Below are 20,129 nucleotides of genomic sequence, written 5' to 3' on the forward strand. Positions count from 1 at the left end.
TGGATGCGCAGCATGGTTTCCAGAGGATAGGGTTTTCTACCGCCGCCGGCCTTGGGGTAGAACGGTTCGATCAGCTCCAGCAGGCCTGCCCAGGGCACCACCTGATCCATTTCGGCGAGGAAGCGCTCTCGGCGGGTTTGCTTGCGCTTGCCGGCGTACTCAAAGTCGGAAAAGCTCATCTGGCTCATGGGCGGCTCGGATCAGGTGTTGCGGGGATTCTCGCATAACTGAAGGCTTGTTCGGAGATTCCCAAGAGAAACTTAAAGTTGATATTGGTATTCAGAAAATTCACGAAATGGAAATGCACTATCAACGCTGTCATCAGTAGGGAGGGATCATGCATATAAAATTATCAGGAAATTTGGCGCGGTTTATTAGCTATCAGCGTGCCCTGGATATTGATGTGGGAGAACGGAATACGGTGATCGGTGCCATTTATAAAATGGTTGAACAGTACCCGCCCTTAAGGAAGTGGTTTTAGATCGTCAAGGGGGTATGAAGCGAAATTTTCATGTGTCGTTGAACGGTGAGAAGATAAGAGTGGATGAGTTTCATAAAGAAATTCTAAATGGGGATCGGCTCGATATTTTCACAGCGATTGCGGGAGGTTAAAGTGAATGCAGAGCGCAGTGTTTCATCTACCTATGCTGTCGATCCAACATTATTTACGCCTGTGCAGTTTCATGCGCGAGCTTTACTGGGGTACAGCGTGAATGGTATTTGTACCTGGTTTATTAAACATTTAGGTGTGTCGATTGCACAGCAAGTGAGTGAGCACTGCCAGAGTATGGTCGTCGTCGGATGTGAGATTAATTACATTCGTCACTTGGATTTTTTTGAGGTTGGTGAGTTTACGGCAACCCTGGAAAAAGTCAGGGTTAGGCAGTCGAATTCTTTACTGGAGTTTTTCCATGTATTCACCGCTAATGGTGATGAATTCGTCCGCGTGGTTACGCGCTGGAAAATAGTAAGACTCGAAGGGGATGCCGCGTTATCAGCGGCGTCAGGGAATATGTGTGAATCGCTATTGAAGCGGTTTAAACGTGCAGAGCTGGATCCATTACCCCTGCACCGGATATTACCGCTGAAGGTTGCCGAGATTGAGACTGCAGGTCAATTATATGTGCAGGGTTCGTATAGTCAGACTTTGCACCGGCATCAGTGCGAGGTTGCAGATCAATGGGCATTTCTTGAGTTGACCGCACTGGTGGCGCAGATGCGCGAGCGTGTTGTGATGTCGGCCTCTTCAGTTGAGTACCCGATGAGCGAAATACTTGGCATGCCGATACAACAGATAGCGATGGAGTTAAGTTGCCCTGTTTTCTTATTTGAGGAGATGCTCCTTGAAACGTACGTTTACCTGTTTGAAGCGCAATGGGTATTTCTTCATCGTATCTATAATCTCGACCGGGCGAAGGCATTGGCGGCAACGGTGATTGAAAGTTTTTAACCGTTGCAAATGCAGTCATCAAGAGTCGCGGACATCCCGGCGAGTTACCATTCGTCGTTCCCGACAGGTTTTTCTAAACCTTTACCGACATACACTTTCAGATTCAGTGCAGGGAATAAACCTGCCATTTTCTGGAGGATGTTATGAAAACCCTGAGTGCCCCTAAACGTTTCGTCGTTGGCTGTGCGTTGGCTTGTGCCGTGTTCATGGCAGGTTCTGCCGTGGCTGCAAGCCCCGCTGAGTTTGTTGACGAGGCGTCTGCGGCAGGGATTGCAGAAATCGAGAACAGCCGGATGGCGATTCAGAAAACCAAGTCAGTTGATATCAATAGCTATGCCGTAGAAGTGATCAAGGATTACACCGACGCCAACCGTGACCTTAAAGACATTGCTCAGAAGCAAGGGCTGGAGGTGGCGGCGCAAGAGGATATTTTGAGCAAGGCCAAGTCGATGATGCTGCAAGTGCAGGAAGGCGCGTCGTTTGATGTGGCTTACGTGGCCAGCCAGGTAAAAACCCACGAAGACGCTATTTCATTGTTCAAGCAGCAGGCTCGTTATTCAACGTCGCCGCAGCTCAAGGCGTTTGCGAAGAAGTATTTGCCGAAGCTGGAGATGCATCTCGATATGGCCAAGAAGTTGGCTACTACGCATCAAAAAGGTGATGTTGATAAGCGGGTCAGTTAACCGACACGTGTTGCGCTGACGCGGTTACGCGTCAGCGCAATGAATTCATGGCCGACTCTCAGGTTTATCGTCAGCGGGGGTGATAACGGTTTCAGTGCACGTCACTTCAACCGCTTGGTTTTCGCCTATCTGTTTGTACTGCTTGCGGATGTTACGCAATTCTTTGGTGTCCAGTGCATCGAGGTTGAGCACAGCATTTTGGGCTTCTTTGGTCACGCGCAGAAGTTCATCAATCTTGATATGCAGTACATCGTTGTCGCGGTTCTGGGTGTTTTGGATGAGGAACACCATCAGGAAGGTGATGATGGTAGTGGACGTGTTGATGATCAGTTGCCACGTATCGTTGTAATGGAAAAAAGGCCCCGAAACAGCCCACATCACGATGAGTAATATCGCGATCTGGAAGGTTTTGGGGCTTCCTGCGCGTTTGGCAAGTCCTTGGGAAAAGGTATCGAATTTCATCTGTGGGCCTCTAAGTGATCGTTATAGCTCAGACCGCAAGGTGCCTTTGAAATTCTTTTTTACAATTACCTTTTCGTACCGTTTGGAATGATTGCACTCAATTCCGCATTACGGCTTGACCGCCCCGGGCAGTGACGAACGCGGCTGCACCGAGCGGCCACCATCGCCTATCGGGCCATTGCCATCCGTGTTCATGCCGCCTTGACGGCCCGCATCGTTGCCTTGAATGCGTGGGTCGACTGATGGGTGCGTCGGGGTGTCTGCATCGTTGTGGATTTTGGAATCCTGATTGATGTTGGGTTCAATTCCTTGGGTCGCCGGCGGGGTGACGGACTCTTTGGGAAGGGTCGGGCCGGTGGAAGACGAAGCCGCGTAGCTGCTGACGGACACAATGCCCAATGCAGTGGCGAAAGACAGGCGTTTTATCAAGGTCATCATGAGGTCGACTCCAGAGTGGGGAGGGCTACATGATGTTGGTGTGTGAACAGCGCACGTTCGTGCTACCCAAGTGACGAGCGGTTATCAGGTAATCGCTGCGTCACTGGAGGCATCACGCTCAAACGGCGATGTCGTTGAAGCTGCAGTATTCTTCCCAGCTCATGTCGAGGGCTTCAGCGACTTCCTGATGGACTTCCCGGCGCATGGTGACCAGTTCCTCCGGCGATCGGGCGATGAGTTCCAGGGCCAGCTCCCACGCTTCGAGGCCGCGGCTTTGAGCTTCGTCTTCAAATGCCCAGAGGATTTGTTGCTGGCGATCCTCCTGGCTGAGGTCTTTCATTTCCTCGATCAATTCAGGGTGCCCTTTGATGAACGTATCCAGGGCGAGTTCATTGCGGGATTCTTTAGGGATCATTCGTATTCTCGGGCCATTAAGGGCAATAAAACGACCTGCTAAGACAGGCCGTTTTCAAGGTGTGGAGCATCCTAGCGGCTTCATCCGGTGATGAAAAGTGCTGCAATACGCCCTATGCGACAGGCTGTAGCTTGCTTTCTCGTTGCACGGCATAACCCCACACGGCGAGTGTCAGGGTCGCGATGACTGCGCCGACCATGACGATGCCTTCCCAGCCGTAAAGCGGATAGGTTTGTGCGCCTGCGAGCGAGCCCAGAGCGCCGCCAATGAAATAGCACGTGATGTAGCCGGCATTAAGGCGATTGCGCGCCGCGGGCCGGATTTGAAACACGGCGTTCTGGTTGCTCACGTGTACCAGTTGCACCGCAAAATCCAGTGCCAGCACGCCGATCAACAGGGCGACAAGCGAACTACCGGCAAATGCCATGGGCAGCCAGCAGGCCAGCAACACCAATAAGCCTACAGTGGTGGCCTGTTGCCCCTTACCGCGATCAGCCATGCGTCCTGCCCAATTGGCCGCCACAGCACCCACAGCGCCAGCCAGGCCGAACAGTCCGATCACTGCGTCTGAATAACCGTAGGGCGGCATTGCCAGCAGAAAGGCCAATGGCGTCCAGAACAAGGCGAACAGTGAGAATGTCAGCAGGCCCAAGAGGGCGCGCAGGCGCAAGACGGGTTCTTCGACAAACAGGCGAAATACCGATCCCAGCAGTTTCGGGTAGCTCAACCCTGCGCTCTGGTGGTGATTGGGCAAGGCGCAGTACAACGCGATGGCACTGATGAACATCAGTGCTGCGGCGAGCAGATAAATAGTGCGCCAGTCACCCGCCGAGGACAATGCGCCTGCAACCGTACGTGCCAGCAGGATGCCCAGCAGCAGGCCGCTCATTAACGTACCGACTACACGGCCGCGGCTTTGCGGATCAGTCAGGCTGGCGGCCATGGGCACCAAAACCTGAGCCGATACGGAAAATAAACCAGTGATGGCCGTGCCCAGCAGTAACAGGGTCAGTGACGGGGCGAAGGCGCTAAGGAGCAAGCCCAGTGCGCTGAGGACAGTCATGCTGACGATCAGGCGGCGTTGCTCAAAAAGGTCGCCCAACGGCACAAGTAATAACAGGCCAGCGCCATAACTCAGTTGGGCAGTGATCACGACGGTGCCGGCACCGCTCATGCTCAAGCCAAGTTCTTGTGCAATGGTGTGCAACAAGGGCTGGGCGTAATAATTGCTGGCGACAGCCAGGCCGGTGGCAGTGGCCATCAGCAGGATCAGAGCGGTACTTAAAGGTTTATGACGGGCAGGGGAGGTGGACATTGACTGTCTCATCGGCGTTGAGTGTGGCGCGAAGTATCAGGACTGCTAGCCTTCTATGTCACTGAATATGTCAAAATTTTCGAGCCGCAAACAACAAAGCCCTTCGCCGTGAGGTCGAAGGGCTTTGCACAGACTGCGTTTTGTGAGGAGGCCGAAGCGCCCTGGCTGTCTTAGTTGCGACGGCCCAGCAGCAGGCCAACTACCAGGCCGAAACCGGCGGAAATCGCCACGGTCTGCCATGGATGGCCGCCAATATAGTTTTCGGTGGCATCGACCACCGGCTTGGTGCGCTCGCGCACGTTGTTGACCGAGTCCATTGCCTGTTTAAGCTTCAGGCCAACCTGCGCACGCAGGGTCTCGCCTTCTTCGCCCACCAGCGATGCGCTGTCTTTTAGCAGTTTTTCGGATTCGGCGATCAATTCTTGCAGCTCGCTGAAAGCTTGATCCTTGATCTGGTCTTCAGCGGCTTGTACGGCGTTTTTTCGAGCCATTGCGGTACTCCTTGCAGGTGAAAAGCGTATGAGTAATGGAGTCAATCCCGTCCTGAAAAGTTGCATCTGTTTTGCGGGATACGCGGTATTGAGCTGACAGCGTAGTTAAAAACCTGGCTGAGACACTTCTTTTGAAGGTGTAAGATGTACACCAATTTACGCCGCAGGAACATTTCATGAGCTTCAATCTCGCCAATAAGCCCCTTGCTGAGCGTGCTGCGCTTGAAGATGAAAAGTCACGTCTGTTTGACCTTTGGCAGAGCAATCTGGGCAAGGCCAAAGGGGATGCGGCGCGCCTGTTCGGTGAGCGCGCCAAGCGCAAGGGCAAATGGGCTGAGTGGGTCCGTTCCGAGCTGGACGGCATGTCCCCGCCCGAGTACGCCAACATGGTGCGCAGTGAAGTGAACCGTCTGATGGCTGCCGCGAAATAACGCGCCTAACAAGGCTGTCTAGAAAGCGGCGCACACGCTGAACGTTTGTACCGCAGCGCCTACCTTGATTTGCACTTCATCGTCGACCTGTTTGCCCAGCAGCGCCGCGCCCAGCGGCGAGCGAGGTGTGATGACGGTGATGTTTTGCCCGTTTGCTTTAAGTGTCAGACCTGCGGCATCGGGGGCCAGCAACAGGTATTGCGGGTTGCCATTTGCTGTTTCTAGGCACACCAGCGCGCCGACCTGAATGCCGCGCGCGGGATCCAGCGGCTCCAGCGACATGGCCTGGCAACGTTTAAGCGCCTGACGAATTTCCTCAACCCGACGTGCCTGACCCGTGGCCAGATAAGAGGCTTCAAGCCCGAGGGTGTCGTACTTGTTCTCGGCCACATTTTCTTCGTGGGTGGCAGCTTCGTAGGCGGTCTGAGCCGCACGTTGCAGCACGTCGAGATCAACCTCGAGCTTCTCAAGTAGCAGGCGGTGTACATCGGTTTTGTTCATAGGGGCGGACGATCGGATCTTCAGTTAATTGCAAAATCGCAGCACATTGGCGCGGCTTTTGTCGGTAGGTGCGTTCTGATCTTGCTGTAGCCAAAACTGGCAGGTGGGATTCGACACGTTGCGGTTGCTGTCCCGCGCCTGCTCCAGACGTTGCTGTTGTGCGTGTTGATAAAGGTTTTGCTGATATTGCTCGAACATCACATTGCTTGGGGCGGGAAGTTCCGTCACCGGGGGCGTTGCTGTTGTCTGGCCAAGGATGGCTGCCACCGGCGCCAACGAGGCGGGTCCGGCTGCGCGATAGATCAACCAGCCCGTCAAGGCTATCGCTACAAACCCGAGCCAAAGCCCAAGGGCAATACAGCCGATCAGTGAAAGCGGGCTGAGGGTTACTGACAATCGACGGCGAGCAATCGGACGAGCGGGCATGGCAGCCTCCGGGCGGGCGCGAGATGTGAGTGAGCCGCGATTGTCGCACGACTGTCCCGCAGATTAATCCGTCATAACGCTTCTGTCCCTGCTGTTTTATGCGGACAATCGGTCCTTTGAATGTTGGAGCCCGGAATGAAAGTCTCCTGGGATATTTTTTGCAGTGTGGTCGATAACTACGGCGACATTGGCGTTACGTGGCGTCTGGCCCGTCAACTGGCCGCTGAACATGATATGGCGGTGCGCTTATGGGTCGACGATTTGCAGGCGTTCGTGCCGCTGTGTCCTGAGGCGGATGCCACGGCCCGGCAGCAATGGCAGCAGGGTGTGGATGTTCGCCAGTGGCCACAGGAGTGGGCTGCGGTGGCAGTGGCTGATGTGGTCGTCGAGGCGTTCGGCTGCAAATTGCCAGAGCCTTATCTGCGCGACATGAAAGAGCGAGTCAGCCCCGCGTTGTGGATTAATCTTGAATACCTGAGCGCTGAAGACTGGGTGGTGGGGTGCCACGGCTTGCCTTCACTGCGGCCCGATGGCCTCAAACGGATGTTCTTTTTCCCTGGCTTTGAAACGGGTACGGGAGGCTTGTTGCGCGAAGGCGACTTACTGGCTCGGCGTCTGGCCTTTGAGCGTGATCCGCGGGTGCGACACGCGTTCCTGCAAGCGCTCGGGGTCAACCCCGTCCCGGGTGTGCGCCTGATTTCGTTATTTGCTTACGAAAATACCGCGTTGGCCAGTTGGCTGACAGCCCTGTCAAGGGGCGATCACCCGACGCACTTGCTGGTTCCGCAAGGGCGAATCATGGCGGACGTATTGCGCTGGCTCGACGTTCAGGCATTACCGCTCACGACCGTTGAACAGCGCGGTCGTTTGACTGTTCAGGCTTTGCCGTTTGTCCGGCAGGAAGACTACGACCGCCTCTTGTGGAGTTGTGACTTCAATGCCGTTCGGGGTGAGGACTCGTTTGTGCGGGCGCAGTGGGCAGGTCGCCCGTTGCTTTGGCATATCTATGAACAGGAAGAGGATGCCCATTGGGTCAAGCTCAAAGCCTTCCTGGCGTTATACGTCAAAGGCCTGTCACCGGCTGCCGCGCAGGGATTTACCGACTTGTGGCTGGCCTGGAATGCGGGCGCAGACATGACCAAAAGTTGGAACGATGTACAGGAACACTGGGTAGAACTCTCCGCCCACGCTGAGTGCTGGTGTCTACAACAGGCAAACCAGGCCGATCTTGCGCAAGCGCTGGTACTGTTTTATAGAAATTGGATATGATACGCGGCCTAGATTTTTGTAAATCTCAATCCAAATTCGGATACTCGCAATGAAAACTGGTAAAGAGCTTAAACCCGGCACAGTCATCAAGCTCGAAAACGACCCTTGGTTGGTTCAGAAAGCTGAATTCACCAAGTCGGGCCGTAACAGCGCGATCATGAAGACCAAGCTGAAGAACCTGCTGACTGGCTACAAGACTGAAATCGTTTACAGCGCTGACGACAAGCTGGACGACGTGATCCTGGACCGTAAAGAAGCGACCCTGTCCTTCATCTCCGGCGACACCTACACGTTCATGGACACCACTGACTACACCATGTACGAGCTGAACGCTGAAGACATCGAAGCCGTTCTGCCTTTCGTTGAAGAAGGCATGACTGACGTTTGCGAAGCTATTTTCTTCGAAGACCGTCTGGTTTCCGTTGAGCTGCCGACCACTATCGTGCGTCAGGTTGACTACACCGAAGGTTCCGCTCGCGGCGATACCTCGGGCAAAGTGATGAAGCCTGCCAAGCTGAAAAACGGTACCGAGCTGAGCGTTGCAGATTTCGTTGAAATCGGCGACTGGATCGAGATCGATACCCGTGACGGTGGTTCCTACAAGGGCCGCGCCAAGGTTTAATCCTTGCGTTCACCGCACGACAAAAAACCCGACCATAAGGTCGGGTTTTTTTTGCTTCATGAAATCGTGTGCAAGGCCCGGCTTTGAGCTTTGCCAGAGGTCCTGGACTGGGTAGCATGGCCGCTCGACGTGAGGGCTGGCGATGTTGATGGATTTTGTGATGTACAGCGCTTTGGGTGTTGCGCTGGGGGCGATGGGCGGATTGTTCGGCATCGGCGGTGGCTTGATTGCCATTCCTGTGCTGGGCCTGTGGTTTGGTCTGGATCAACAGATGGCGCAGGGCACGGCCTTGGTCATGTCAGTGCCCAATGTCTTGGTGGCGCTGTATCGCTATAACCAGCGCAATCGCATCGATTGGCGTCAGGCATTGCCGCTGGTGGTCATGAGTTTCTGTTTTGCGTGGCTGGGGGCGATGCTCGCAGTGGGCCTGGATCAGCGTGTCATCCGTTGGGGGTTTGTCGGGTTTTTGCTGGCCATTACGCTTTATAACCTGATCAAGTTGTACGGCACCGTGGGCCACAACCCTAAGGGCGCGCGCTATGGTTGGCCGTGGTTTGGTGTGCTGGGGGCTGTGGCGGGTACGACCGGCGGGTTATTCGGCGTCGGCGGTGCCGTGGTGGCAGCCCCGGTGTTGACCAGCGTTTTCGGCACCTCGCAAATCATGGCGCAAGGGCTGTCACTGGCATTGGCTGCGCCAAGCACCAGTGTCACGCTGCTGACCTACGCCGCTCATCAAGAGGTGAACTGGCTGATGGGCATTCCCATGGCCATTGGGGGGTTGCTGAGTATCAGTTGGGGCGTCAAGGTTGCGCACGCCTTGCCTGAACGGGTACTGCGCGGTTTGTATTGCGGTTTTTTGCTGATATGTGCGGGGCTGCTGGCCATCAAGACTTGAAGCCATCGACGATGTATTGAGCAAAACATTCAATGATCGGTGAGGGTGGGGCGCTGGGTTTGCGTAACAGCACAATGCTTGCCGTTGGCAGCAGCGGCAGATTTTCGGCTTCTCCGACGATGCGCAAGTCGGGTGTCAACAGGCTTTCGAGCTGTGCGGTGACTGCCAGGCCAGTGCTCACCACGGCATTGATGGCGGCCAGGCTGGCGCTGGTGTAAGCGACCCGGTAGTCGCGCTGCATTGCATCCAGTGCGTTGCAGGCCCAAATCCGGCAAAAGCACTCGGTGTTGAACATGGCCAGCGGCAACGGCGTTTGTTCATGGGGTGTGAAACCCGCCGCCACCATCCACACAAAACGCTCCTGACGCAGGATTTGCCCCCTCTCGGATCCAGGCTTGCGGGTGACGATGGTCAGGTCCAAATCGTTGCGTTGCAGCAGCAAGGCGGACGGCTCGCAGTGCACTTCAACATTGATCAGCGGGTAGTCCTGAGCGAATCGCGACAGTATCCCGGGCAAAAATCGCATCACATAATCGTCCGGTGAGCCGATCTTGATCATGCCCACCATGTGTGGTTGGCGCAGGGTATTAAAGACCTCACCGTGCAGTTTCAGAATGCGCCGCGCATAGCCAAGGAGCACGTGGCCTTCAGTGGTGAGCGACACCGTACGCCCGTCGCGCTGAAACAACGCACATTGCAGCACATCCTCTTCCAGCCGCTTCATTTGCATGCTTACCGCAGACTGAGTGCGGTTGACCACGTCGGCGGCCCGCGTAAAGCCGCCATGATCGGCAATGGCCACGAAGGTGCGCAGTAAATCGGTGTCGATACTGGGGAAATCAGCCATGCATCAATCTCTGAGATGATTCGCATAAGAAACATTCGTTGGATTGATCTTATGCGCAGTCAGACACTTGAGCCATCTCAAGGAGGACTCAAGCGATGAAAGGTCAGATGGCTGCAACAGCGTGGGCACGCATCATTCGGTGGCATCAGCTAGCCCGCGAGCGGGCGTGTTTGCGCAAGATCAGTGACGCGACGCTCAAGGATCTTGGGCTTAGCCGGGCCGATGTTGAAATCGAAAGCAATCGGCACTTCTGGGAAGACCCGTTTAACAAATAAACGGGTCTTCATGCACCCTTGTGCCGTTGCTGAAGGGCGAGGCCGTTGTGGCAGGCACGCTTTTTCAGCGTTTGACTTGCTTGAGTGTTTCGGCAATCAAAAACGCCAGCTCCAGTGACTGATCGGCATTCATCCGCGGGTCGCAATGGGTGTGATAGCGGTCCGACAACCCGTCTTCGGTGATCGGGCGTGCGCCACCAATGCACTCGGTGACGTTTTGACCTGTCATTTCGATGTGAATCCCGCCGGCGTAGCTGCCCTCGGCCTGGTGCACCTGGAAGAAGTGCTTCACTTCGCGAAGGATCTGTTCAAAGTCGCGGGTCTTGTAACCGCTGCTGGCCTTGATGGTATTGCCATGCATCGGGTCGCAGCTCCAGAGTACCTGCTTGCCGGCACCTTCGACCGCACGAATCAACGGCGGCAAGTGATCGCCCACCTTGTCGGCCCCCATGCGCGCGATCAAGTTGAGACGGCCAGGGTCGTTATTCGGGTTGAGGGTGTCGATCAGCCGCAACAAGTCATCGGTATTCATGCTCGGGCCGACCTTGACCCCGATCGGGTTATGGACCCCGCGCAAAAACTCGACATGAGCGCCGTCCAGCTGGCGCGTACGATCACCGATCCACAGCATGTGAGCCGAACAATCGTAGTAATCGTTGGTCAGGCTGTCGCGACGCACGAAGGCTTCTTCGTAATTGAGCAGCAGCGCCTCGTGGGCGGTGAAGAAACTGGTTTCGCGCAATTGCGGCGAGCTGTCCATGCCGCAGGCGCGCATGAAGGCCAGGGTTTCATCAATGCGGGTGGCCAGTTGGCTGTACTTTTCAGCCAGGGCCGAATTGGCGATGAAGTCCAGATTCCATTTGTGTACCTGATGCAGGTCGGCAAAACCGCCCTGTGCAAAGGCGCGCAGCAGGTTCAGGGTGGCAGTGGACTGGTTGTAAGCCTGTACCAGCCGCTCGGGGTCCGGAACGCGGCTTTTTTCATCAAAACCGATGCCATTCACGATGTCGCCGCGATAGGCCGGGAGCGTTACCCCATTGAGGGTTTCATCATTGGCCGAGCGCGGTTTGGCGAACTGGCCGGCCATGCGACCGACTTTAACGACCGGGCAACCCGCCGCGAAGGTCATGACGATGGCCATTTGCAGTAACACTTTGAATGTGTCGCGAATCTTGGCGGCGGAAAACTCGGCAAAACTTTCAGCGCAATCGCCACCTTGGAGCAGAAAAGCCCGACCCTGTGTAACTTCTGCAAATTGACGGCGCAACTCGCGTGCCTCGCCTGCAAAGACCAGCGGCGGATAACTGGCCAGGCTCTGCTCGACCCGCAGCAAGTGCGCGGGGTCAGGGTAGATGGGTTGTTGCTGGATTGGCAGGGCTCGCCAACTGTCGGGGCTCCAGGATTGGCTCATCGCAGACTCTAATGTGGAAGTGAGGTGGGCCATGGTAGCAGCAAATTAGTGCGTGACCTGTCGCGCTGCTATGGCCGACAATCGCGCCTTTCTGCTCGGCGCCGAGTGGTGGTTTTTTAGTGCGATGCCCGGGTTGTGCCGGGTCGCGGCAAGGAGAGGAAATGTCTGAGGAGCGCGTTGAGCGTCTGCTCGCCGAAGTTCATGATGACTTCGGCATGATTCGGGTGCTTGAAGTGGAGGATTACCGCTTCCTCGAATTTGGCGATGCGATCGAGCAAAGTTGCGTCTTCACGGCTGATCCCAGTTGGCTGGAGTATGACTACACCCGCGCCATGCTGATTGGCGCGCTGTGCCATGAAGCCCCCGAGAGCGCGCTGTTTTTAGGATTGGGCGCAGGTACCCTGACTCAGGCATGCCTCAAGTTCTTGCCCCTCGAAGATGTCGAAGCCATTGAATTGCGACCCGACGTGCCTCGTCTGGCCATCGAGTACCTGGGGCTGGACGATGACCCCCGGCTGTATATCCGTATCGGGGACGCACTGGAACTGCTCGAAAGCGCCGAGTCGGCGGACCTGATTTTTGTTGACCTCTATAACGACCTTGGGCCTGCGTCAGGGCATTTGGCCTGGGGGTTTCTCGAAAACTGTCAGAAGAAACTCAATCCGGGCGGGTGGCTGATCATTAACCAGTGGGCCACCGATGATGGCAAGCCCTTGGGGGCGGCCCTGTTGCGGGGGTTGTACCATCGCCATTACTGGGAGTTGCCGGTGAAGGAGGGCAACGTAATTCTCATGGTGCCGGCGGACCTGGAGCAGACACTGGACCCGGGCGCCGTGTCAGGGCGTGCTCAGGCGCTGGCGTCGTCGCTGGGGTATTCGCTGGAGCCCCTGATCAAGGCCATCCGGCCTGCCACGTAACAGCGTAAAGATGAAACGTTTTAGCCTTTGGCCCCGAGTGGCCAAGGGTTTTACGTTTTTTCGCGGTTCAAAATATCCTCAAAGCCCGGTCTATAGAGGCATACAGCGCTTTTTGCCTTAAAAAAACACTTCTTTTTTTTGATAAATCCGGTATAGTGCGCGCCGGCCTTTAGCCGGGCCACGTTTAGGTGTCGCATTTCCCGAAGCACGCTTCGGCTGCTCGTCCGTTTCGCGGACAACCCTGAACGCTCCATTCATTTAAACGTTTTCGCAAATCCCCGCCGACAAAGCAGCCAGGGCGACTCTTGAGTCTTACACGGCATGCGCAGCTTTGGAGCATGGGTCTTTGCGGATGCACTTAGAGGCAGACCCATGACCCAGGAAACCGGCGGCTTCGCCGCTTTTAATCTTAATCCGAACATTCTTGCAGCCGTCGCAGCGACTGGCTACGAAGAACCTTCGGCTATTCAGCAGCAATCGATCCCGATCATCATGGCCGGTCACGACATGATTGGTCAGGCGCAAACCGGTACGGGTAAAACCGCCGCGTTCGCCCTGCCGATCCTGCATCGCATCGATCCTGCTAAGCGCGAGCCGCAAGCCCTGATCCTGGCGCCAACCCGTGAGTTGGCGCTGCAAGTAGCAACCGCTTTCGAAACCTACTCCAAGCAAATGCCTGGCGTAACTGTGGTAGCCGTTTACGGCGGCGCGCCTATGGGCCCACAGCTGAAAGCAATCCGGAATGGCGCACAGATCGTTGTCGCCACACCGGGCCGTCTGTGCGACCACCTGCGCCGTGACGAAAAAGTATTGGCAACCGTGAACCACCTGGTTCTCGACGAAGCTGACGAAATGTTGAAGCTGGGCTTCATGGACGACCTTGAAGTGATCTTCAAGTCTCTGCCATCGACCCGTCAGACCGTTTTGTTCTCTGCAACCCTGCCGCAGTCGATCCGTGCCATTGCCGAGCGCCACCTGCGCGATCCGCAACACGTGAAGATCCAGACCAAGACTCAGACCGTTACCGCGATCGAACAGGCTCACCTGTTGGTTCACGCTGACCAGAAGACCTCGGCTGTATTGAGCCTGCTGGAAGTTGAAGACTTCGACGCCCTGATCATGTTCGTGCGTACCAAGCAAGCGACCCTGGATCTGGCCAGTGCCCTGGAAGCCAAAGGCTACAAAGCCGCTGCGCTGAACGGTGACATCGCCCAGAACCAGCGTGAGCGCGTTATCGACTCCCTCAAGGATGGCCGTCTGGACATCGTTGTGGCGACCGACGTGGCAGCACGTGGTCTTGACGTTCCGCGTATCACCCACGTGTTCAACGTTGATATGCCGTACGACCCTGAGTCCTACGTTCACCGTATCGGCCGTACTGGCCGTGCCGGTCGCGAAGGCCGTGCGCTGTTGCTGGTAACGCCGCGCGAGCGTCGTATGCTGCAAGTGATCGAGCGTGTAACCGGTCAAAAGGTTGCTGAAGTTCGCCTGCCGGATGCTCAGGCCGTTCTCGATGCCCGCATCAAGAAGCTGACCAACAGCCTGGCGCCGCTGGTTGCTGATGCCGAATCGACTCACGGCGATCTGCTGGATCGCCTGACTGCCGATATCGGTTGCAGCCCGCGTGCCCTGGCCGCCGCTCTGTTGCGCAAAGCCACCAACGGTCAAGCCCTGACCCTGGCTGCCATCGAGCGCGAACGTCCACTGGTGCCTAACAGCGCGCCGCGTGAACGTTCGGGTGATCGTCCTGAGCGTGGTGATCGTGAGCGTCGTGCTCCGGTTCCATTGGCCGAAGGCCGTGCCCGTTGCCGTACCGCGCTGGGTGCGCGTGATGGCATCGCTGCCAAGAACCTGCTGGGCGCTATCCTCAACGAGGGTGGCCTGGCACGTGAAGCAATCGGTCGCATCCAGGTGCGTGACAGCTTCAGCCTGGTAGAACTGCCGGAAGATGGCCTGGAAAAACTGTTGGCCAAGCTCAAAGACACGCGTGTTGCCGGCAAACAGCTCAAGCTGCGTCGCTACCGCGAAGATTAATCACTGCTGCAGTGATTGATCGATAAAAAAATCCCCGACATGTTCGGGGATTTTTTTTGGCCGGGATTTATACCAGGCGTCAGGTCGATCGCCTGCCTTCACCCGAACCGGTAAATATCCATGCCCAGCGCACCCAACGTCCAGCCTTCGTGAGCCACATCAAATGCACCTCCGGCCCCACGAGCGAAAAACAGAGGCAGCAAGTGTTCATCACTCGGGTGGTTGCGCCCGGCAAAGGGGGCGTTGCGCCGGTAGTCGTGAAGCGCTGCCTCATCGTCGGCCCCGAGTTTTTCAATCATCCAGTCCCGAAATGCCTTGGCCCAAGGCTCGATATGATCGGGGCCTGCGTGCCAGTCCAGTTCGCGCAAGTTGTGGGTGATGCTGCCGGAGCCGATCAACAGGATGCCTTCTTCGCGTAGATCGGCCAGGGCGCGGCCAATGGCAGTTTGAGCGGTTGGGCCCAAATGGCTGGGCAGCGAAACCTGTACCACGGGTATCTCCGCTTGCGGGTACATCAATGACAGGGGGACCCACGTGCCGTGATCAAACGGCCGCAGGGGATCCAGCCGGGCGGGCAGCCCTTTGTCAGCCAGTCGTTGCGCTACCTTGGCTGCCAGTTGCGGGTCGCCTGGAGCCGGGTATTGCACGGCGAACAAGGCGGGCGGGAATCCGCCAAAGTCATGCCAGGTTTCAGGAGCCGCGCCGCTGCTGACAATCAGTTCCGGGCTTTCCCAGTGTGCAGACATGACCACGATGGCCTTCGGCCGCGGCAGCTCGGCTGCCAAGCGGGTCAAGGCGGGCCCACTGGCGCCGGGTTCAAGTGCCAGCATCGGCGAGCTATGAGAAATAAACAGGCTGGGAAGCATGAAGAGGGCCCTCAAGGTTAAGATGCGTCATCTTCATCCTGATCAATGATCTACATCCAATATAAGTTTTAGTGGTTATCTATCGAATTTTAAGGTGAATCATGCAGGCTGATTTTTGGCACGACCGTTGGGAGCGTAATCAGATTGGCTTTCACCTGGAGCACGTGAATCCGTATTTAGAGCGTTATTGGCCAGACCTCGGCCTTGAGCCCGGTGCGCGCGTGCTTGTGCCGCTCTGTGGCAAAACCCTCGATTTAACATGGTTGGCGGCTCAGGGTTATGAGGTGCTGGGCGTTGAGCTGTCTGAGGCAGCGGTGCAGGCCTTTTTCAGCGAACATAATCTCAAGCCCAGGGTTAGCCAGCGGGGCGGCCTCAGTGTCTACGAGGCAGGGTCGGTGACTTTGCTGTGTGGTGATTTTTTTGCGTTGAGTGCTGAGGAGGTCGGGGACTGTTCAGGTGTTTACGACCGAGCCGCACTCATCGCTTTGCCCCCGCCTATGAGAGAGGACTACACGCGCCATTTGACGAGCCTCTTGCCAGTGGGTTGCCGGGGCCTGTTGATCACCCTCGATTACGATCAGAGCGAGATGAAAGGCCCGCCGTTTTCAGTGCCCGACCCGGAAGTTCAGCATCTGTTGACGGCGCATTGGTCAATCGAGACCCTGGAGCAACCGGACATTCTGGGTAAAAGCTGGAAGTTTTTGAAAGGTGGTGCGACCCGGTTGGTTGAGCGTGTGTACCGGCTGGAGAAAACGGCCTGACGCGCATCAAACCGACATGAAAAAGGGCGACCGAAGTCGCCCTTTAGGGTTCGTCGCCGGTGTTAGCCGCGGCGACGCAGTGCATCGATACGCTCTTCCAGCGGCGGGTGGCTCATGAACATACGGGCCAGCCCTTGTTTGATGCCGCCGTTGATACCAAAGGCCGCCAGGCTGTCCGGCATATGCACAGGCAGGCCTTGTTCGGAACGCAGGCGTTGCAGGGCACTGATCATGGCCGCCGTACCTGCAAGGTGAGCGCCAGCTTCGTCAGCACGGAATTCACGTTTGCGCGAGAACCACATCACGATGGCGCTGGCCAGGAAGCCCAAAACCAGTTCCGCGAAGATGGTCGCCACGTAGTAGGCAATGCCACGGCCTTCTTCGTTTTTAAAGATCACCTTGTCCACAAAGTTGCCGATGATGCGGGCGAAGAACATCACAAAGGTGTTCACCACCCCTTGCACCAGCGCCAGGGTCACCATGTCGCCGTTGGCGACGTGCCCGATTTCGTGAGCCAGAACCGCTTTTACTTCATCAGGTGAAAAGCGCTCCAGCAAACCTTGGCTGACAGCAACCAATGCATCGTTCTTGTTCCAGCCTGTTGCAAAGGCGTTGGCCTCATAAGCGGGAAAAATACCCACCTCCGGCATTTTTATCCCGGCTTCACGGGACAATTGCTCAACGGTTTGCATCAGCCATTGCTCATGGCGGGTACGGGGTTGAGTGATGACTTGGGTGCTGGTGCTCATCTTCGCCATCCATTTGGAAATGAACAGCGAGAACAGAGATCCTGCGAAACCAAAGACTGCACAGAAAACCAACAGCTGACTGAGGTTCAGATCAACCCCGTTGGCCGCCATGAACCCGTTGAAGCCAAACAGGCTCAGGGTGATGCTGGCAATCAGCACGACCGCCAGGTTAGTGGCCAAAAACAGCAAAATGCGCATCATGGTTGTAAGAATCTCCTCGTCTTAAGGTAGTGCCGCATGCGGGTATATAAGGTGCTGTTACAGGCTATTCAACCAAGTGACTATTTCAAACTGTGTCCTACAGGCTGATTCTAGTTGCAAGAAAGCCGTTTCCTAGTACGGATTGACTTTTTTTAGAGGCGAAAATTCGGTTTCGGGTCAATAAATACAAGGCATGGCGGTTTTAGCGAGGTACGGGGAGGAGGACAGCAGTCGAGTGGATGTGGCGGATGAAGAATATTTCATACAAAACATGCTGTACGACATTTGATGTGTCGCACAGCATGTTGGGAAATTACTGACGATAAGTTTTCAGGAAATTACCGATTTTTCCGATCGCCTGCTCCAGGTCATCGACCCGTGGCAGCGTGACGACGCGGAAATGATCGGGCCACGGCCAGTTAAAAGCCGTGCCTTGCACCACCAGCAGTTTTTCCGAAAGCAGTAAGTCCAGGACGAACTTCTCATCGTTCAGGATCGGGCAGACTTTTGGGTCAATGCGCGGGAATGCGTACAAGGCTCCCATGGGCTTGACGCAACTGACGCCTGGAATGTCGTTGAGCAGCTCCCAGGTACGGTTGCGTTGCTCGAGCAAGCGGCCATTTGGCAGGACCAGATCGTTGATGCTCTGATAACCGCCCAGTGCTGTCTGGATCGCGTGCTGACTTGGTACGTTGGCACACAGGCGCATGTTGGCCAGCATGTCGATGCCTTCGATATAGCTCTGGGCATTGTGTTTGGGGCCGGAGATGGCGATCCAGCCGGAACGGAAACCCGCTACGCGATAGGATTTGGACAAACCGTTGAAGGTCAGGCACAGCACATCAGGGGCCAGCGATGCGGTGCAAATGTGCACGGCATCGTCGTACAGGATCTTGTCGTAGATCTCATCGGAGAACACGACGAGGTTGTGCTGGCGTGCGATTTCCAACATGCCTTGCAACACTTCCTTGGAATATACCGCGCCCGTCGGGTTGTTCGGGTTGATGATGACCATGGCCTTTGTGTTCGGCGTGATCTTGGCCTTGATATCGGCCAGGTCCGGGAACCAGTTGGCCTGTTCATCGCACAGGTAGTGCACAGGATGGCCGCCTGCCAATGTTACCGCAGCGGTCCACAGCGGGTAGTCAGGGGCCGGGACCAGCACCTCATCACCGTTGTTGAGCAGCGCTTGCAGCGACATCACGATCAGCTCGGACACACCGTTGCCCAAGTAGATGTCTTCGATACCGACGCCTTCTACCTGTTTTTGCTGGTAATACTGCATCACCGCCTTGCGTGCGCTGAACAAACCTTTGGAATCGCTATAGCCCTGAGCGGTGGGCAGGTTGCGGATCACGTCCTGGAGGATTTCATCCGGGGCTTCAAAACCAAATGGCGCCGGGTTGCCGATATTCAGCTTGAGGATGCGATGGCCTTCCTCTTCCAGGCGTTTGGCGTGCTTGAGCACTGGGCCGCGAATGTCATAACAGACGTTGGCGAGCTTGTTTGATTTGCTGACCTGCATGGCGATGTGATCCCGAAAATGAACGATCCAGCCAGAGGTGATGCCTGACTGGGAAATTCTGTGTCTTCACACAGCGGCAATCCGCGTTGCTTCAACAATCCGTTTGAATGCAGATAACGCGGGTGCCAGACTGGCGTTTAACGAGGCGCAATCATACGTGCCACCCGACCCCTGGAAAAGCCACTGGTCGGGGGTTTTTCAGTGACAGGGGGATAACCATGCAGAAGTTGGAAAAAACGCTGGACGAGTGGAAGGCTATGCTCGATCCGGAGCAATACAACGTATGCCGTCTCAAAGGCACCGAGCGGCCATTCTCAGGCAAGTACAACGCCACCAAAACAGAGGGTGTTTATCACTGCATCTGCTGCCATGCACCTTTGTTCGATGCTAAAGCCAAGTTTGATTCGGGGTGCGGCTGGCCGAGTTTCTATGAGCCGATTGGCGAGAGCGCAATGGTCGAGATCCGTGACGTGAGCCACGGGATGATTCGCACCGAAGTGGTGTGCGCCACGTGCGACGCGCATTTGGGGCATGTATTTCCCGACGGCCCACCGCCAACAGGCCTGCGCTACTGCATCAACTCGGTGTGTCTGGATCTCGTACCGCGCGACTGAACATCACTTTTCGAGGCTCCGTCATGACCGATAACGTGTTGAATATCCCTTGCACTACGCTGACGGGTGAAACAAAAACCTTGGCCGACTTCAACGGCAAAGCGCTGCTGGTGGTCAATACCGCCAGCAACTGCGGGTTTACGCCTCAATACAAGGGCCTTGAGGCCCTGTGGCAGCAGTACAAGGATCGCGGGCTGGTGGTTCTCGGGTTTCCTTGCAACCAGTTCGGGCAACAGGAGCCGGGGGACGAGGCGGCCATTTCGCAGTTTTGCGAGATCAATTTCGGGGTGAGTTTCCCGCTGTTCAAAAAAATTGAGGTCAATGGTGCCCAGGCACACCCGTTGTTCAAGGCGCTTAAAAAGCGCGCGCCGGGGTTGCTGGGCTCGACAGCGATCAAGTGGAATTTCACCAAGTTCCTGATCAGCGCCGACGGTCAGACCATCAAACGTTATGCCCCGCCGACCAAACCCAACGCGTTAAAACCCGACATAGAAGCGCTGCTGGGCTAAGCGCTGCTTCACGTCCGGTCAA

The 20,129-nt window shown here is 56.1% G+C and carries 26 protein-coding genes; 13 read left to right on the forward strand and 13 right to left on the reverse strand.

The annotated features are described in order from the left end of the window. A partial coding sequence (locus HBN61_RS20295; protein WP_524539063.1) for a transposase occupies positions 1 to 188 on the reverse strand: 188 nt, incomplete at its 3' end. 307 nt (positions 189 to 495) lie between these two features. Between HBN61_RS20295 and HBN61_RS23045 the strand changes: the two genes are divergently transcribed. From HBN61_RS23045 to HBN61_RS20310, 3 genes are all read left to right on the forward strand, one after another. After that, complete coding sequence (locus HBN61_RS23045) at positions 496 to 612, forward strand: MoaD/ThiS family protein (RefSeq protein ID WP_170047764.1); 117 nt, start codon at positions 496 to 498, stop codon at positions 610 to 612. Then, positions 569 to 1,450 carry a hypothetical protein gene (locus HBN61_RS20305; RefSeq protein ID WP_170047763.1) on the forward strand — a complete coding sequence of 294 codons (882 nt, stop codon included), beginning with the start codon at positions 569 to 571 and terminating at the stop codon, positions 1,448 to 1,450. The genes HBN61_RS23045 and HBN61_RS20305 overlap by 44 nt, the downstream gene beginning before the upstream one ends. A 143-nt stretch (positions 1,451 to 1,593) precedes the next feature. Beyond that, complete coding sequence (locus tag HBN61_RS20310; protein WP_170047765.1) at positions 1,594 to 2,133, forward strand: DUF4142 domain-containing protein; 540 nt, start codon at positions 1,594 to 1,596, stop codon at positions 2,131 to 2,133. 45 nt (positions 2,134 to 2,178) lie between these two features. Here HBN61_RS20310 and HBN61_RS20315 read toward each other — a convergent pair whose 3' ends face one another. From HBN61_RS20315 to HBN61_RS20335, 5 genes are all read right to left on the reverse strand, one after another. Beyond that, complete coding sequence (locus HBN61_RS20315) at positions 2,179 to 2,595, reverse strand: low affinity iron permease family protein (RefSeq protein ID WP_094994871.1); 417 nt, start codon at positions 2,593 to 2,595, stop codon at positions 2,179 to 2,181. A gap of 108 nt (positions 2,596 to 2,703) precedes the next feature. Next, positions 2,704 to 3,033: a hypothetical protein gene (locus HBN61_RS20320; protein ID WP_094994872.1), complete on the reverse strand. Its 330-nt coding sequence runs from the start codon at positions 3,031 to 3,033 to the stop codon at positions 2,704 to 2,706. A 118-nt stretch (positions 3,034 to 3,151) separates the two neighbouring features. After that, positions 3,152 to 3,448 carry a DUF6388 family protein gene (locus tag HBN61_RS20325; protein ID WP_169892421.1) on the reverse strand — a complete coding sequence of 99 codons (297 nt, stop codon included), beginning with the start codon at positions 3,446 to 3,448 and terminating at the stop codon, positions 3,152 to 3,154. 112 nt (positions 3,449 to 3,560) lie between these two features. Continuing rightward, complete coding sequence (locus tag HBN61_RS20330; protein ID WP_170047766.1) at positions 3,561 to 4,763, reverse strand: MFS transporter; 1,203 nt, start codon at positions 4,761 to 4,763, stop codon at positions 3,561 to 3,563. A 170-nt stretch (positions 4,764 to 4,933) separates the two neighbouring features. Further along, on the reverse strand, positions 4,934 to 5,254 hold the full coding sequence (locus tag HBN61_RS20335; protein WP_094994875.1) for an ElaB/YgaM/YqjD family protein: 321 nt from the start codon (positions 5,252 to 5,254) through the stop codon (positions 4,934 to 4,936). 176 nt (positions 5,255 to 5,430) lie between these two features. On the opposite strand from HBN61_RS20335, the gene HBN61_RS20340 reads away from it, so the two are divergent. Next, on the forward strand, positions 5,431 to 5,685 hold the full coding sequence (locus tag HBN61_RS20340; RefSeq protein WP_047273914.1) for a hypothetical protein: 255 nt from the start codon (positions 5,431 to 5,433) through the stop codon (positions 5,683 to 5,685). 18 nt (positions 5,686 to 5,703) lie between these two features. Here the strand turns inward: HBN61_RS20340 and HBN61_RS20345 are convergent, their stop codons facing one another. Next, positions 5,704 to 6,186, reverse strand: a complete 483-nt coding sequence (locus tag HBN61_RS20345) for a GreA/GreB family elongation factor (RefSeq protein ID WP_169965800.1) — start codon at positions 6,184 to 6,186, stop codon at positions 5,704 to 5,706. A 24-nt stretch (positions 6,187 to 6,210) separates the two neighbouring features. Next, a complete protein-coding gene (locus tag HBN61_RS20350; RefSeq protein WP_094994877.1) occupies positions 6,211 to 6,612 on the reverse strand; it encodes a hypothetical protein in 402 nt (133 codons plus the stop codon). A 135-nt stretch (positions 6,613 to 6,747) separates the two neighbouring features. On the opposite strand from HBN61_RS20350, the gene earP reads away from it, so the two are divergent. The 3 genes from earP to HBN61_RS20365 all read left to right on the forward strand — a co-directional run bounded on the left by earP (position 6,748) and on the right by HBN61_RS20365 (position 9,398). Next, entirely contained in the window at positions 6,748 to 7,881 is a 1,134-nt protein-coding gene (gene earP / locus HBN61_RS20355) for an elongation factor P maturation arginine rhamnosyltransferase EarP (protein ID WP_170047767.1), read from the forward strand. Between the two features lie 49 nt (positions 7,882 to 7,930). After that, positions 7,931 to 8,503, forward strand: a complete 573-nt coding sequence (locus tag HBN61_RS20360) for an elongation factor P (protein WP_047273922.1) — start codon at positions 7,931 to 7,933, stop codon at positions 8,501 to 8,503. Between the two features lie 142 nt (positions 8,504 to 8,645). After that, positions 8,646 to 9,398, forward strand: coding sequence for a sulfite exporter TauE/SafE family protein (locus HBN61_RS20365; protein WP_170047768.1), 753 nt, complete (start codon positions 8,646 to 8,648; stop codon positions 9,396 to 9,398). On the opposite strand, the gene HBN61_RS20370 is transcribed toward HBN61_RS20365, so the two are convergent. Beyond that, positions 9,388 to 10,245 (reverse strand): LysR substrate-binding domain-containing protein, encoded by an 858-nt coding sequence (locus HBN61_RS20370; protein WP_170047769.1) that lies wholly within the window; start codon positions 10,243 to 10,245, stop codon positions 9,388 to 9,390. The genes HBN61_RS20365 and HBN61_RS20370 overlap by 11 nt on opposite strands. A 95-nt stretch (positions 10,246 to 10,340) precedes the next feature. On the opposite strand from HBN61_RS20370, the gene HBN61_RS20375 reads away from it, so the two are divergent. Next, the gene (locus tag HBN61_RS20375) at positions 10,341 to 10,520 is read left to right on the forward strand and encodes a DUF1127 domain-containing protein (RefSeq protein WP_094994881.1); all 180 of its coding nucleotides are present in this window, start codon (positions 10,341 to 10,343) and stop codon (positions 10,518 to 10,520) included. 64 nt (positions 10,521 to 10,584) lie between these two features. On the opposite strand, the gene HBN61_RS20380 is transcribed toward HBN61_RS20375, so the two are convergent. Then, positions 10,585 to 11,931 carry a class II 3-deoxy-7-phosphoheptulonate synthase gene (locus HBN61_RS20380; protein ID WP_094994882.1) on the reverse strand — a complete coding sequence of 449 codons (1,347 nt, stop codon included), beginning with the start codon at positions 11,929 to 11,931 and terminating at the stop codon, positions 10,585 to 10,587. A gap of 161 nt (positions 11,932 to 12,092) precedes the next feature. Here HBN61_RS20380 and HBN61_RS20385 point away from each other — a divergent pair, with 161 nt between their 5' ends. Both HBN61_RS20385 and HBN61_RS20390 read left to right on the forward strand, forming a co-directional pair. Continuing rightward, positions 12,093 to 12,848: a spermidine synthase gene (locus HBN61_RS20385; RefSeq protein WP_170047770.1), complete on the forward strand. Its 756-nt coding sequence runs from the start codon at positions 12,093 to 12,095 to the stop codon at positions 12,846 to 12,848. A 372-nt stretch (positions 12,849 to 13,220) separates the two neighbouring features. Further along, on the forward strand, positions 13,221 to 14,882 hold the full coding sequence (locus HBN61_RS20390) for a DEAD/DEAH box helicase (RefSeq protein WP_094994884.1): 1,662 nt from the start codon (positions 13,221 to 13,223) through the stop codon (positions 14,880 to 14,882). Positions 14,883 to 14,980: 98 nt separating this feature from the next. On the opposite strand, the gene HBN61_RS20395 is transcribed toward HBN61_RS20390, so the two are convergent. Then, positions 14,981 to 15,748, reverse strand: coding sequence for a DODA-type extradiol aromatic ring-opening family dioxygenase (locus HBN61_RS20395; protein ID WP_170047771.1), 768 nt, complete (start codon positions 15,746 to 15,748; stop codon positions 14,981 to 14,983). A 101-nt stretch (positions 15,749 to 15,849) separates the two neighbouring features. Here HBN61_RS20395 and HBN61_RS20400 point away from each other — a divergent pair, with 101 nt between their 5' ends. After that, the gene (locus HBN61_RS20400; protein ID WP_094994886.1) at positions 15,850 to 16,509 is read left to right on the forward strand and encodes a thiopurine S-methyltransferase; all 660 of its coding nucleotides are present in this window, start codon (positions 15,850 to 15,852) and stop codon (positions 16,507 to 16,509) included. 62 nt (positions 16,510 to 16,571) lie between these two features. On the opposite strand, the gene htpX is transcribed toward HBN61_RS20400, so the two are convergent. Further along, on the reverse strand, positions 16,572 to 17,459 hold the full coding sequence (htpX, locus tag HBN61_RS20405) for a protease HtpX (protein WP_047273939.1): 888 nt from the start codon (positions 17,457 to 17,459) through the stop codon (positions 16,572 to 16,574). Positions 17,460 to 17,772: 313 nt separating this feature from the next. Further along, positions 17,773 to 18,984, reverse strand: a complete 1,212-nt coding sequence (locus HBN61_RS20410) for a pyridoxal phosphate-dependent aminotransferase (protein ID WP_170047772.1) — start codon at positions 18,982 to 18,984, stop codon at positions 17,773 to 17,775. Between the two features lie 218 nt (positions 18,985 to 19,202). On the opposite strand from HBN61_RS20410, the gene msrB reads away from it, so the two are divergent. Both msrB and HBN61_RS20420 read left to right on the forward strand, forming a co-directional pair. Further along, positions 19,203 to 19,598, forward strand: coding sequence for a peptide-methionine (R)-S-oxide reductase MsrB (gene msrB, locus HBN61_RS20415; protein ID WP_094994888.1), 396 nt, complete (start codon positions 19,203 to 19,205; stop codon positions 19,596 to 19,598). Positions 19,599 to 19,621: 23 nt separating this feature from the next. Further along, entirely contained in the window at positions 19,622 to 20,107 is a 486-nt protein-coding gene (locus HBN61_RS20420) for a glutathione peroxidase (protein WP_094994889.1), read from the forward strand. Positions 20,108 to 20,129: the final 22 nt, after the last annotated feature.

Origin of the sequence: Pseudomonas sp. WS 5071, assembly GCF_012985765.1 — a bacterium.
GTDB lineage: Bacteria > Pseudomonadota > Gammaproteobacteria > Pseudomonadales > Pseudomonadaceae > Aquipseudomonas > Aquipseudomonas lundensis_A.

Excerpts from the sequence above, each read along its gene's own strand:
- HBN61_RS23045 (WP_170047764.1), top strand. The coding sequence starts at position 496 with ATGAAGCGAAATTTTCATGTGTCGTTGAACGGTGAGAAGATAAGAGTG.
- HBN61_RS20305 (WP_170047763.1), top strand. The coding sequence starts at position 569 with ATGGGGATCGGCTCGATATTTTCACAGCGATTGCGGGAGGTTAAAGTG.
- HBN61_RS20310 (WP_170047765.1), top strand. The coding sequence starts at position 1,594 with ATGAAAACCCTGAGTGCCCCTAAACGTTTCGTCGTTGGCTGTGCGTTG.
- HBN61_RS20315 (WP_094994871.1), bottom strand. The coding sequence starts at position 2,595 with ATGAAATTCGATACCTTTTCCCAAGGACTTGCCAAACGCGCAGGAAGC.
- HBN61_RS20320 (WP_094994872.1), bottom strand. The coding sequence starts at position 3,033 with ATGATGACCTTGATAAAACGCCTGTCTTTCGCCACTGCATTGGGCATT.
- HBN61_RS20325 (WP_169892421.1), bottom strand. The coding sequence starts at position 3,448 with ATGATCCCTAAAGAATCCCGCAATGAACTCGCCCTGGATACGTTCATC.
- HBN61_RS20330 (WP_170047766.1), bottom strand. The coding sequence starts at position 4,763 with ATGTCCACCTCCCCTGCCCGTCATAAACCTTTAAGTACCGCTCTGATC.
- HBN61_RS20335 (WP_094994875.1), bottom strand. The coding sequence starts at position 5,254 with ATGGCTCGAAAAAACGCCGTACAAGCCGCTGAAGACCAGATCAAGGAT.
- HBN61_RS20340 (WP_047273914.1), top strand. The coding sequence starts at position 5,431 with ATGAGCTTCAATCTCGCCAATAAGCCCCTTGCTGAGCGTGCTGCGCTT.
- HBN61_RS20345 (WP_169965800.1), bottom strand. The coding sequence starts at position 6,186 with ATGAACAAAACCGATGTACACCGCCTGCTACTTGAGAAGCTCGAGGTT.
- HBN61_RS20350 (WP_094994877.1), bottom strand. The coding sequence starts at position 6,612 with ATGCCCGCTCGTCCGATTGCTCGCCGTCGATTGTCAGTAACCCTCAGC.
- earP (WP_170047767.1), top strand. The coding sequence starts at position 6,748 with ATGAAAGTCTCCTGGGATATTTTTTGCAGTGTGGTCGATAACTACGGC.
- HBN61_RS20360 (WP_047273922.1), top strand. The coding sequence starts at position 7,931 with ATGAAAACTGGTAAAGAGCTTAAACCCGGCACAGTCATCAAGCTCGAA.
- HBN61_RS20365 (WP_170047768.1), top strand. The coding sequence starts at position 8,646 with ATGTTGATGGATTTTGTGATGTACAGCGCTTTGGGTGTTGCGCTGGGG.
- HBN61_RS20370 (WP_170047769.1), bottom strand. The coding sequence starts at position 10,245 with ATGGCTGATTTCCCCAGTATCGACACCGATTTACTGCGCACCTTCGTG.
- HBN61_RS20375 (WP_094994881.1), top strand. The coding sequence starts at position 10,341 with ATGAAAGGTCAGATGGCTGCAACAGCGTGGGCACGCATCATTCGGTGG.
- HBN61_RS20380 (WP_094994882.1), bottom strand. The coding sequence starts at position 11,931 with ATGAGCCAATCCTGGAGCCCCGACAGTTGGCGAGCCCTGCCAATCCAG.
- HBN61_RS20385 (WP_170047770.1), top strand. The coding sequence starts at position 12,093 with ATGTCTGAGGAGCGCGTTGAGCGTCTGCTCGCCGAAGTTCATGATGAC.
- HBN61_RS20390 (WP_094994884.1), top strand. The coding sequence starts at position 13,221 with ATGACCCAGGAAACCGGCGGCTTCGCCGCTTTTAATCTTAATCCGAAC.
- HBN61_RS20395 (WP_170047771.1), bottom strand. The coding sequence starts at position 15,748 with ATGCTTCCCAGCCTGTTTATTTCTCATAGCTCGCCGATGCTGGCACTT.
- HBN61_RS20400 (WP_094994886.1), top strand. The coding sequence starts at position 15,850 with ATGCAGGCTGATTTTTGGCACGACCGTTGGGAGCGTAATCAGATTGGC.
- htpX (WP_047273939.1), bottom strand. The coding sequence starts at position 17,459 with ATGATGCGCATTTTGCTGTTTTTGGCCACTAACCTGGCGGTCGTGCTG.
- HBN61_RS20410 (WP_170047772.1), bottom strand. The coding sequence starts at position 18,984 with ATGCAGGTCAGCAAATCAAACAAGCTCGCCAACGTCTGTTATGACATT.
- msrB (WP_094994888.1), top strand. The coding sequence starts at position 19,203 with ATGCAGAAGTTGGAAAAAACGCTGGACGAGTGGAAGGCTATGCTCGAT.
- HBN61_RS20420 (WP_094994889.1), top strand. The coding sequence starts at position 19,622 with ATGACCGATAACGTGTTGAATATCCCTTGCACTACGCTGACGGGTGAA.